6 protein-coding genes are annotated in these 13,080 nt (G+C 41.8%); 5 read left to right on the top strand and 1 reads right to left on the bottom strand.

Annotation, left to right across the window (positions count from 1 at the left end):
• Window positions 1-455: 455 nt before the first annotated feature.
• The 4 genes from Q0064_RS00410 to Q0064_RS00425 all read left to right on the top strand — a co-directional run bounded on the left by Q0064_RS00410 (window position 456) and on the right by Q0064_RS00425 (window position 4,923).
• Window positions 456-1,610 carry an 8-amino-7-oxononanoate synthase gene (locus Q0064_RS00410; RefSeq protein WP_298142619.1) on the top strand — a complete coding sequence of 385 codons (1,155 nt, stop codon included), beginning with the start codon at window positions 456-458 and terminating at the stop codon, window positions 1,608-1,610.
• A gap of 270 nt (window positions 1,611-1,880) precedes the next feature.
• Entirely contained in the window at window positions 1,881-2,498 is a 618-nt protein-coding gene (gene bioD / locus Q0064_RS00415; protein ID WP_298142622.1) for a dethiobiotin synthase, read from the top strand.
• Window positions 2,495-3,772, top strand: a complete 1,278-nt coding sequence (gene bioA / locus Q0064_RS00420) for an adenosylmethionine--8-amino-7-oxononanoate transaminase (RefSeq protein ID WP_298142625.1) — start codon at window positions 2,495-2,497, stop codon at window positions 3,770-3,772. Before bioD ends, bioA begins: the two co-directional genes overlap by 4 nt.
• Window positions 3,772-4,923 carry a beta-ketoacyl synthase N-terminal-like domain-containing protein gene (locus Q0064_RS00425; protein WP_298142628.1) on the top strand — a complete coding sequence of 384 codons (1,152 nt, stop codon included), beginning with the start codon at window positions 3,772-3,774 and terminating at the stop codon, window positions 4,921-4,923. Before bioA ends, Q0064_RS00425 begins: the two co-directional genes overlap by 1 nt.
• On the opposite strand, the gene Q0064_RS00430 is transcribed toward Q0064_RS00425, so the two are convergent.
• The gene (locus tag Q0064_RS00430; RefSeq protein WP_298142629.1) at window positions 4,920-5,384 is read right to left on the bottom strand and encodes a regulatory protein RecX; all 465 of its coding nucleotides are present in this window, start codon (window positions 5,382-5,384) and stop codon (window positions 4,920-4,922) included. The genes Q0064_RS00425 and Q0064_RS00430 overlap by 4 nt on opposite strands.
• Window positions 5,385-5,601: 217 nt before the next feature.
• Between Q0064_RS00430 and Q0064_RS00435 the strand changes: the two genes are divergently transcribed.
• Window positions 5,602-12,975, top strand: a complete 7,374-nt coding sequence (locus Q0064_RS00435; RefSeq protein ID WP_298142632.1) for a choice-of-anchor D domain-containing protein — start codon at window positions 5,602-5,604, stop codon at window positions 12,973-12,975.
• Window positions 12,976-13,080 lie beyond the last annotated feature (105 nt).

A 13,080-nucleotide genomic window follows, 5' to 3' on the forward strand; every position in this document is an offset into this window, starting at 1 on the left:
AGTTAACTATTTGTAAATAAGCACTATAAATATACTAAATAGTTCGCTATTTCAATCAAAAAAGCTGTCTTTTTTATATCGAACTCACGTTAAATAGGTGATTAATACCAATTGGATTTATAAAATAGGCTAGAGAAAAAAGGTTGTTTTTGAGACAGAACAATGCAAAAAAATGTTGCATAGCAGCGCTACGGAAGATTTTTTTAAAGCAGTTATGGCTTAAAAACATTTTTTATCGGACTGTTTTATAGATCTAATTGGTATAACAGGCGTATTTTCTTTGGGATACCGAGGTATCTCAAAAAAACACAACGACGTAAGCGACTGTTTAAATGGTTAGCTCCCCTAATAATTTCTTCTCTGTTTAAGGAAATAAAGCAATAATTTGAATTTTCGTGCGATCTAACAAAGATTTTTTGTCGAACTCACGTTAATTTAGCTCAGATTTTAACTGTATGTCATTCCCTAAAAACGCTGCTAATAAACTTCGAAAACGACAAGACGAAAACGCCTTTCGAACGCTTTCTCATGCACGTTTACCGATCGATTTTTCCTCAAACGATTACCTTGGTTTCGCTACTAAAAAGGAACTCTTTACACGCAGTCTCGATTTTCTCCAAAAAAACAAACACGAGTTTTCAGGCAGCGGTGGCTCGCGCTTAATTTCGGGCAATCACCAGTTGTATCAGTTGGCCGAAAAAGCCTGCTGTACGTTCTTCGAAGCCGAAACGGCACTTATTTTTAATTCCGGATTCGACGCTAACGCTGGTCTTGTTTCAAGCTTGCCCGGACGCAACGACCTTATTTTTTACGACGAATTGGTACATGCTTCGATTCGCGACGGCATCCAGCAATCGCTTGCAAAAGCATACAAATTCGAACACAATAACATCGATCAGCTCGAGCAGTTGCTTCAAAAACATCAAGCCGAATCTGTTTTCGTTATTACCGAAACCGTTTTCTCTATGGATGGCGATGTTCCCGATTTACAAAAATTGGTTTCGGTTTGCCAACAATACCAAGCCTTTTTAATTCTCGACGAAGCACATGCCGTTGGCGTCATGAAGTCGGGCAAAGGACTTGCTCGTCCGTCGGAACTAGACGGACCGGTTTTTGCTCGAATTGTCACTTTCGGAAAAGCTTTTGGCTGCAACGGCGCCGCGGTTTTAGGCAGCGAGCAATTGCGCGATTTTCTCATTAATTTTTCGCGAAGTTTTATTTACACCACCGCACTTCCTCCGATTAATGTAGCGGCAATTGCAGCGTCGATTCAACTTTTTGAGGAAGATGGTAAGCCAATTCAAGAGTTGCAAAACCGAATTCGTTGTTTTCGAACTGCCATACAATTTCACGGAATCGAGTCGCAATTCGGCGAAAGCCAATCGGCCATACAAACCATGAACATTTCTGGCAATACTGCGGTTAAACATGCGGCTGCAACGGTACAAGAAGCCGGCTTTGATGTGAAAGCTATCTTGTCGCCTACCGTTCCCGCCGGACAAGAGCGTTTGCGGATTTGTTTGCACGCGTTTAACAGCGAAAGCGAAATTCAGCAACTGGTTTCCCTACTTAAAGACATCAGTTTTATCCAAAAACCTGAATTCGATTAAAAATCTTTGTCAGATCGCGGTTTAACAATGCATTTAGATTTTAAATAGCACAAAATCTGCATAAATCGCTGTCGCTAAATATTTAAACGGTTGCCTACTTCGTTGCATTTATTTGCGATACTATAGTATCCCAAACAAAGGGCGCCTTGTATTCAACCATTTAAATATTTTCTGACTTTAATTTTTAAATCGAGTTCAGGTTAAAAGAAATAGTAATTAACGCGACATTTCAGGATAGGCGACTTAAATTTGCGGCTTAATTAAACGCAGATGGAAATTTTTGTAACCGGAATCGGAACCGACGTTGGAAAAACCGTGGCCGCCGCCGTAATTACTGAAGCTTTGCAAGCCGATTATTGGAAACCAATACAGTCGGGTGATTTTGATTTTGGCGATGCCGATCGGGTAAAATCGTATATTTCAAATTCAAAAACCGTTTTTCACGACAACGCCTATAAATTTCACACTCCTGCAAGTCCGCACTTCGCAGCCGAGCAAGAAAATGTAACTATTGATATCACTCAAATTAAGCGTCCGAAAACCAAAAATAGTCTTGTCATCGAAGGCGCCGGTGGGATTTTAGTTCCTTTAAACGAGCAACATTTGGTAGTCGATTTAATTGCACCAACCGATTTAGTCGTTGTAGTTTCCAGACATTATTTAGGAAGTATCAATCACACCTTATTAACCGTTGAAAGTTTGCGTGCTCGCGGAAAACGCATAGCTGGACTTGTATTTAATGGTTCGAATCCAGCGTCGGAGTCGATTATTTTAGCAATGACGAATCTACCTGTTATCGGTCGGTTGGAAGAAGAACCGTATATCGACAGTCGAGTTATTTCCGCTTACGCAGAAGAATGGAGTGCGCAATTAAAGACCTTGGCATGAAAAGTTTAGCCGAAAGAGATGCGCAGTTGCTCTGGCATCCGTACACCCAACATCAAACAGCCGATCCGGCGATCGGAATTACGCACGGAAAAGGGTCGTATTTGGTTGACGAAAACGGGAAACGCTACATCGATGCTATTTCCAGTTGGTGGACTTGTCCGTTTGGGCACCGGAATAAAAAAGTAACAAAAGCCATCAGCAAACAGCTCCAAACCTTAGAGCACGTGCTTTTTGGCGGTTTTACGCATCAGCCAGCCGTTGAGTTAGCTGAAGTGCTTACCGAGATTTTACCAGACAACCAACGTAAGTTTTTCTTTTCGGATAATGGCTCTACAGCGGTTGAAATTGCTTTAAAAGCTGCTTTGCAATTTTATTTTAATAAAGGAGAAATCCGACCTACCATCATCGCCTTCGAAGATGCGTATCACGGCGATACTTTTGGCGCTATGGGCGCGAGCAGCATTTCGATTTTCTCCGAAGCCTTTCAAAGTATGTTAATCGATGTGGTGCGAATTCCAGTTCCTATAAAAGGGCAGGAGGAAGCAAGCGAACAAGCATTGAAAGAAATTATCGAGAACAAGAAAGCGGCGGCATTTATTTTTGAACCGCTGGTGCAAGGCGCGGCAGGCATGGTTATGTACGAACCAAAGATCTTAACGCGATTGATCGCGATTTGCAAAAATGCAGGTGTTTTCACCATCGCCGATGAGGTAATGACTGGTTTTTGGAAAACAGGAACGCTCTTTGCTAGTTCGCAATTGGGCGTAGCACCCGATATGATTTGTTTGTCTAAAGCGCTTACTTCGGGAACGATTCCGTTAGCGGTTACTTCCTTTACAGACGAGATCTACAACGGATTTTTGAGTCCTGATAAGAGTAAAGCGCTGTTTCACGGACATACATTTACGGCAAATCCGACAGGTTGTGCTGCAGCTTTAGCGAGTATAATGCAATTGCGAAAGCAGAGTACGTTTAAAAAAGTTCAGAAAATCAATGGCTTGCATTTGGCTTTCGCCGAAAGTTTACAGCATTCCACGAAAGTGCGCAATGTTCGAGTTAAAGGAGTGATTATTGCCATTGAATTGGCAGTTCCTCCGCAGGATTATTACTCGGATTTACGAAATCGGCTGTATCGCTTTTTTATTGAAAACGGCGTTTTACTGCGTCCCGTTGGGGGAACGATTTATATTTTACCGCCTTTTAACATTAAGCAAAAAGACTTGGAATACGTGTATTTGACGGTTGAACGAGCTTTAGATAAATTTGTAGATTGATGGAAAAGAAACCTTTTTTTGTCAATCATTTTTCTGCGATTTCGCCGTTGGGAATGGACGTTGATTCGCTATCCGACGCCTGGTTTGATGCGAACACAAGCTTGAAATTAGATGCGGATTTGGGCGTATTTTCCGGAAAACTAGAGTCATCTTGTAGTGAAGTGATTTCAGAAATAAGAAAGTCGGAAAAGCGCTATAAACATTTAGATCGTTCGGCTTTGTTGGCAATTGCTGCCAGCCGACAATTGAGATCTTTTGTAGATGTAAGAGACATTCCTGATACGGGAATTAATATCGCGTCGTCGAGAGGTGCAACTACTGTTTTTGAAGAGTCTTACAAACATTTTTTAAGAACGGGAGAAAGCAGTGCACAAACCTCGCCTTCAACAACCTTAGGGAATATTTCTTCTTGGGTCGCACAAGATTTAGGTTTTTCCGGAATTAATTTTTCACATTCGGTTACCTGTTCCAGTGGTTTACATGCGCTATTAAACGGTATGGCTTGGATTGGTTCTGGAATGAGCAAACAGTTTTTAGTGGGTGCTGCCGAAGCCCCATTAACATCCTTTACTGTGGCACAAATGCAAGGTATGAATGTGTATTCGGATGAAAATTCAATTTTTCCGTGTCGCGCTATGGACAATTCAAAGCAAAGAAACACGATGGTCTTAGGTGAAGGCGCTGTTTCTTGTTTATTGAGTTCCGAAAAAACTTCGGACAATGCAGTTTGTGTGTCCGGCTATGGTTTTGCAGCCGAGCGATTGGAGAGTCCGACTTCATTAAGTAAATCGGGTTTTTGTTTGGTAGAGTCTATGGAAATGGCATTACGCGGTATCGAAAAGGAAAATATCGATGTCGTAATTACCCACGCGCCTGGAACCTTGCGTGGCGATGCGTCGGAATTGGCCGCTTTAGAAGCTGTTTTTGGAGAAAATACTCCTTTTTTGGCAAACACAAAATGGAAAATAGGCCATACGTTTGGCGCCAGCGGTTTGTTTAATTTGATTTTGGGAATAGAAATGCTTCGCAGGCAACAAGTGCCATATCAGCCCTTCTTAAATCAAGAGCTGCCCACGCAAGTACGTTCGGTATTGCTGAATGCGGTTGGTTTTGGTGGAAATGCAGTAAGCCTGGTTTTAACTCTTGCTTAATTTCCTTTTTCTAGTTTGGTAACAAATTCGTAAACCAGATCGCTTTCATATCCACGCCGCAGGAGGTAGTCGCAACATTTTTTTCGTTTTTTGAGGACGTTTTTCTCAGTAGTCTGTTCAAATATCTTTGTGGCGGTTTTCTCGAAATTTTCCCTGTATTCTTGTTCTATTTCAGCTAGCGCTAAATTTATGACGGTTTGTGAAATACCGCGTTGTTTTAATTCGGCAGTGATTTTATTTTTCCCCCAAGATTTTATTCGGCTTTTTCCCCGGGCAAAGGTTCGCGCAAAGCGTTCTTCGTTGAGGTAATTATCGGCGATGAGTTTTACAAGTATTTCATCTTGAACTTCGGCTGTGGCACCGAGTTCTCGGAGTTTTATTTTCACTTCAAAATGACAACGCTCTTGGTACGCGCAATACCGAGTAATTTTTTGCCATATTTCGCTCGTGATCGGATTCATTTGACGATGAATTTTTGGGGTAATGTCCTCATTTTATGGATTTTCCAACTGCGCATTTCGTCGGATTTTTAACTCTTTTTGTCGATTAAATCGATTTCGAACTAATGATTTTAAAATCTGACGAATTTACTTCCTAAATTTATTTCCCTTTTTTTTTACAGACAGCCTAAAGACGAAGCGAAAATAAATGATTTTGGATATAAATGCCTGTTGATTTATGATTTTGAAAAAATACGCCCCGATTTTTTTTACACTATTTTTCAGTTCTGTTTTTGGACAAAACATAATTTGGAATTTTGGCACTGCTGCTCCGAGCACTAATACTACTAGCAATTTAACGATTGGAAATGTAACTCAAGGCAATGTAAACGGTGCAGTGACAATGTTATCCAATACTTCTGCTTCTTCGGGATATGCCGGTGCATCAGGTGGAAACAATGCCGGAATTGCAGTACAAAACGGCGCTTTGAATACAGCAACTTCTAGTTATTTTGAGTTTGTTCTAACACCAGCTGCCGGCTTCACCGTTTCGTTGAATGCAATTTCATTTGGAATGCGCAGTACGGGTACTGGACCGGTTAATTTTGTAGTTCGTTCAAGTAGTGACTCTTACGCAAGTAATCTAGCAAGCGGAACCGATTCGGCAAATTCAGCATGGACGTTGAAGTCGCCAACAACAACAACAGTAACGTCAGGCAATGGAACAGCAATAACCGTCAGAATTTACGGTTTTGGAGGAACGGGCGCAGTGGCAAATACCGCTCAGTGGAGGATCGACGACCTGCAATTAACAGTAACGGTAAATCAGGTTTTTGCACTTAATGGAAATATCGATGAAGCGGTTTGGGGGACGGCATTGGCAACATCTGCCGGAGGGCCAACACCTAGTTTTGGTGCATCTCACGCGATTAATGCGGTATATTCTTACGGAGACGCAACGTATCTCTATTTCGCTATTGCAGGAAATGTACAAAGCGGAAATAGAATTTTATTGTTTATCGATTCGGCCACAGGTGGTTTCAACAATGGTTCATTCAACAGAACTAATGCGCCTTCAGGTGTAAATAACTGGAATTCAGGTACAACATTTGACTCGGGCTTTAATGCCGATTATTGTGCGGTTATTGGAACTAATGGCTCGGGAACGTATTTTCTTGATTTGTTCACATTAACCTCAGGCACAGGTAGTAATACCTTCATTGGGTCGGCAGGTTCTGAATTTGGAATTAATGTAGACAATACCAGTCTTACACGTGGATTTGAATTTCGAATTCCGAAAACAGCACTAAATTATACTGCAAACCAAGAATTACAACTTTTTGCTGCTTACACCAGCGACGGTGGATTTTTGTCGAATCAGTTTTTAACCCGTGCAAATTCAGGTGATGGAAGTTATGGATCAGGTGCCGTAGCTTTTGGTTCGGCAGCACCAAATCCGATCACGGTGCCTTACGTTTCACGTCAGACAGGTAACTGGGCCGACGCGGCTACTTGGCGATTGGGAACGGGTAATCCAACCAATGTGGGTATTTCCATCTTGAACGGTCATAACGTAACTGTAGCCGCTGCAGCTGGAAACATTAACGCATTGAACGTCAACACGGGAGGTACGTTAACGATTGGTGGAACAAATACGCTTTCCTTCAACAACACCCAAACATTTACCAACGCTGGAACCACAACCTTTTCGGGCAGCGGTTTTATTACCATGGGTACCAACTCAGCGCTGGCAAACAGCGGAACTTTAACAATGGGATCTGGTGCCCTCACGTTTGGAAACGCAGGTATTCTCAATCAAACAGGAACTTTCACTGCAGGCACTTCAACGGTAACTTTTAATGGTCAAGGTACCATTTCTGGAACTGTAGTAGCAAACAATATTACTGCCAACGGTCAGTTAACACTTAGCAACGCCGTTACTGTAAATGGCACATTACGTTTAAACTTAAATAGTTTTGTGGACGGTGCAAATTCTCCTACTTACGGAAGTGCATCGACCTTATTGTACAATCACGGCGGTGCTTTTTCCATAAATCGCGGCAATGAATGGACGAGTGCAACCTCAGGCGCAGGTTTTCCAAATAATGTAACCTTATCAAATAACACCACTTTCAATATGAATTTGGGTACGAGTGCGTCTATGGGAGGCATCCTAACCGTTGATTCAGGAAGTATATTTAATTCCTTAGCAGGAACTTTAAATATTGCAGGAAGCGTTTTAAACAACGGCACTTTAAATACGGGAGCGGGCGGAGTTGTTTCTACCGGAACAGTTACCAACAACGGCACACTAGTGTTGAATGGAGATTTTACGACTTCTGCCAATTGGGTACAAGGAGCCTCCGGAGTTCAAACAAATAATAATAGAGCTGTATTTTTCACAGGAACAGGGACTTCGCTAATTACCAAAACAGGAGGCGGCACTATAACATTCGACTACTTAGTTGTGAACAAGACAGCGGGAAGTGTTCAGCAAAACAGTAGTCCGGCGACCAATGTAATAGTGGGAGGCACAACTGGCGATGTACTGCAGTTAATTAATGCAAGTACATACGATATTAATGGAAATTCCCTTACGATAAATGGTACAGGAACGGCCATAGGAATTTCAGCAAACGCAACCGGACGTACAATTACTTCAACAGCAGCAAACGCCCAGTTGTTGATTAGCAACAGCAACAAAGCTGTAACGGGTACAGGCACTCTGATATTAGGTGCAAATGTTACCACTGTTCTAGCAACAGGTTTCGATTTTGGAGCTTCAAAAACGACAATAAACGGAAACCTACAATTAAATCCGGGTGGTTTTGTTAACAATACAAATGCTCCTATCTATACAAATACTTCTACTCTCATCTATAATAATAACTACAACGTATTTGATGAATGGAGAGCAACGGGATCGTCAGCTGGATTGGGTGTGCCTCAGAATGTAGTTATTAATTCGGGCTTCACCGTAAATATGCCAAATGCCGATAGAGGTTTAGCGGGTAACCTAACCGCTACGGCGGCGAATGCGGTTTTATCCATGAATGCAACATCTGGGAATTTATTCGTTGGTGGGAATTTGAATTTTAATTCGGGAAACAGTTTTGTTGGAAACGGCCGCTCTGTAATTTTCCAAGGTTCTGCCAATCAAAATATCAACGTGGCCGCTGCGCCGGTACTTACTATTCCATCATTCACGATACAAAATGCAATTGCTGTAACCAGTAATGCTTCCCTAAATGTTTCCGCACCGACAGCAGGCGCTGCCATAACAATAACAAACGCAGGAGGAACTTTTACTTGGGGAGCCAATACATTAACTATTGGTACTTCTGGCGTTGCAAGTACGCTTGCCGGCGCGGGTTCGCTGGTTGGAAATGCCGCTGCAACACTTATTTTACAAGGTTCAGGAAGCATTGGAACTTTGCGGTTTACAGGAACAACCCAGTTAGGGACTTTAACCATAAATAGAACGGCAGGAGCTGTTGCTGCTGTTTTGGGTAGCGCTTTGACGGTAAATACCGCTATGAATTTAACTGCTGGAATTCTCGATTTAAATACGAGTACACTCACGTTGGGTGCAGCGGTAACTGCTGTTGCTGGCGCTTCTTCTAGTAACTTTATTATTGCAGATGTATCCGTTGGAGGTGCACTTCGCAAGAATTTCACTAATGGAATAGCCGTTTCGCGAAGCTTTACTTATCCAATCGGAACCACTACAACACAATACACACCGGCAACATTTTCATGTACAACGGGCGATTTTGCAACGGCAAATCTTATCATGTCGGTTGATAATGTTATCGATCCCAACAATGAATCAGATAGTTACATTACCCGTTACTGGCAAACTTCGGCTACTGGAATTACCAACGCTACCTTCGATTTTTCGGGAATTTATCTAGCTGGGGATGTTGTAGGTACACACTCAAACATGTATTCTGGTAGATACATCGGCAGCACCGGCAATTGGATTATTGGCAATTTAGTTTGTAACCCAACTTGTACCAATACAGTATCGTTTACCGGATTAACCACTGCTGCGGGAGCGCTTTCAGGCACTACAAATACGTACACTGCAGGCGATATTTTCAGACGTGCGGAAATCAATGTATTGAATCCTTCTAATACATCAATAGCAACGGGGGCTACTTTTGCTTTCGGTTCTCAAAGTGCCGGAAACGCAGTGGACCAAACTTTTACCATCCAAAATTTAGGTTTGCAAACACTAAATCTATCAGCTGCAACGGTTACGGGAGCTGGTTTTAGCTTGTTCCTAAATTACAGCAGTACCGTTACCGGAGGAAGTTCAACGACCTTTACCATTCGATTACTCGGAGATACTGTTGGAACGGTAAGTGGCTCAATAAGTATACCGAATAACGATATAACAGGCAGCGAAAATCCGTTTGTAATTAATTTTTCAGGAACCATAACTTGCTACCGAGCTACCAGTGAGAGCTCAGCAAAAGGTTCTTATGCTGCAGATGAAGTTTCAATTGATGGAAGAAGTTGGTTTTTGTCTGAAGCGCTTATCGGAGATCAAACCAATGATTACAAAATTGGCAGTAGATCGATTCGTTTCCGCGCAGACGTAAATAGCGTTGCTGAAATGCTAGAAGATCAGTTGTTGGGAATTAATGCCGTTAGTTTTAATTACAGAAGATTTGGGACCGATGCCATTACGGCTAGTTTTGTTGTTGAGTACAGCAAAGATTCGGGAAATTCTTGGATACAGTTAGGTGCGGCAATAACGCCAACAGGTACTGTTCAAACGTTTAACCAGAGTTTACAACAGTCGGGTCCAGTACGTTTGCGCATCAAGTATAATTCGGGAACAACCAATGCCAACCATCGATTCAATATTGATGATTTAGAAATTTGCCCATTTAACGCTCCGGCAGAGATTGAGGTATTTGGTAACCAAGCGAGTATTCAAGACGGATCAACTACTACAACCTTACAAAATAATACCAAGTTTAGTAACAGCTATTTTACGAGCGATGGTGTTATAACCAAAACATTTACCATTACGAATACCGGTACGGGAACTTTAAGTTTGTCGCAACCCACTTTAACGGGTGCAAGCGAGTTTAGTATTTCAGCGGCGCTGCCGATAACTTCATTAAGCGCCGGACAAAGCACAAGCTTTTCCATCGAATTTTCAAGTACCACCGCAGGGCCAAAAATTGCTACAGTTTCAATTGTAAACAACGATAGCAACGAGAATCCGTTTAATTTCGATATTTCTGCTGATGCAAATAATTACAAACGCTGCGCGCTAACAGCGGTAACCACTATTGCACAGCAAACGTTCGAGACCTCACCGGCAAGCCCAGTAGTAAACTATACAGGCACTGGTGGAACATTTGCCGCAACTGGAGGAACTGCTTATGGCGATAACCGTACAACCACTACCAACAAATTCATAGGTGCTCAAAGTTATCAAGTAACTGGAACCACGGCGGCTGCCACAAACGTTTTGAGTTTTGATAATGTAGTCACAACAAATTATAAGAATATTAGCCTTACGTTTAATCTTGGTTTTTACGGAACAAACAGCACACAAGGGCTAGAAACGAGTGATGAGGTTCGAGTTGCTATAAGCACTGATGGAGGTACTACTTATGTTGACCAGATTTTGATTCGAGGAAACAACAATGCCTTGTTAGACATCAATACATCAACTGTGGCAACGGGAACAAAAAATTACACTTTAACTGGCACACTGACTACCTTCGGGGCTCGCTCAAATTCAGTAAATGGATTGCCGCGAACCTATTCCATAATAAATATTGATGCGCCAACGAATCAAGTTCGCGTTCGATTTACAATCAAGACCAATACAAATAGTGGAAATGAAGTAATCGCTATTGATAATGTTGTACTTCAAGGACAACAAGAAAGTACGAAAACATGGGTGGCAGGCGCTTGGGATACAACTGCGCCGAGCGATACAGATAAGATTATAATTGACGACGATTTTAATACGGGCACTAGTGGAAGTTTGCAAGGCTGTGAATGTCAGATTAATTCAGGACGAACGCTTACAATAGCTTCTAATACATATGCAGAAATTCAGAGCAATATTGTCAATAATGGAAACCCGATAGTTATCGAGGATAGTGGTTCGCTGATTCAATACAATGATAACGCGGTTAATGTGGGTGATATTGAAATGACGAGAATTACCTCGCCATACGAAGAGTATGATTATGTGTACTGGTCGAGCCCCGTAACTGCAACTACATTTCAAATTCCTTTTGATGGATGGCGACCAGACTATACTTTCGCATTTAATACAGCAGCCTATGAAGACTTAGATGGTGATAGTTACGACGATGACGGCAACGCTTGGGTAAATATTCCGTTTGCTACCCAGATGACTCCGGGAGTTGGCTACGCGATTATGGCTCCAACCGACCTAGGAACCTATCCAACTACCGCCACTGTTGTATTTACGGGAATTCCAAACAACGGGCAAATTACCTACACGCTGCAGGAAAGTAACAATGTCGGCGAACTAACGGATGATTACAATTTAGTCGGTAATCCCTACCCAAGTGCAATTTCAGCGGATTCCTTTATCAATGAGAATTTAGCGAATTTCGAAGGCACCATTTATCTATGGACGCATGTTGGAGATATTCAGCCCAATACTACCAATCCTGGTCCGGGTGGTTATAATTTTTCTTCGGATGATTATGCTATGTATAATTTAACGGGTGGAATAGGTGTTGGTACGAGTTCGGTTTCAGGTAGTACTACACCAAACGGATTCATTGCCGCAGGACAAGCCTTTTTTATTGAAGGCTCAAATGCAGGATCTATTGTTTTTCGAAATTCTATGCGTGGATTGGGATACAACAACCAGCAATTTTTTAGACCTGCCGCGTTGCCTCCAATGCCTTTAGGTGATTCCGATCAAGGAAAAATTTGGTTGAAATTGCATAATTCCGATGGTATGAGCTCGCAACAGTTAATAGCGTTTTTATCAGGTGCGACAGACGATTTCGATAAAGGTTACGACGGGAAGTTTAATCCTGCGGGAGCTGCCTTGAATTTTTATTCGAGAATTAACACAGAATTCTACAGAATACAAGCACTCGGAAACTTTTCCGGCGATCACGTTGTTCCTTTAGGCTTTACCTCTGGAGTTTCAGGCCAAACGTACATTTCAATCGATCAGTTTGAAGGTGTATTTGTCGATGTTTCCGTACCGATTTTACTCTACGACGCACTTTTAGATATTCATCACGACTTGCGTTTAGCGCCGTACGGATTTATGGCAGATATAGGAGCACAGAACAATAGATTTTATCTGAAATTCAATCAAGCTCCTCTGAGCATTTCAACTCCAGAACCCTACCAAGCTCAAGTCGATGTAGTTGCAACTAACAACCATGTACTTATAAAATCTGAACAAGATGCAATAAAAAGCGTGCAACTTTTTGACTTAAACGGGCGATTGTTATACGATATATACGATGTTGATTCCGCAGAGACTCAAATTGAAACTGCAAAATTTCAAACAAAGATTCTATTAGTAAAGATTGAATTAGAGTCTGGAATAGTTTCGACGCGAAAAGTAATCAAGCAGTAAGGTGTTTTTGAATACGTTCGAACAAGCAATTAACGGTTAAACATTAAGATATCAGGTGTTTTGTAGTGTTTTTACAAAATCATGTTAATTGTTTTTCAATAAATT

It is taken from the genome of Flavobacterium sp. (assembly GCF_027490375.1).
Classification (GTDB): Bacteria; Bacteroidota; Bacteroidia; order Flavobacteriales; family Flavobacteriaceae; genus Flavobacterium.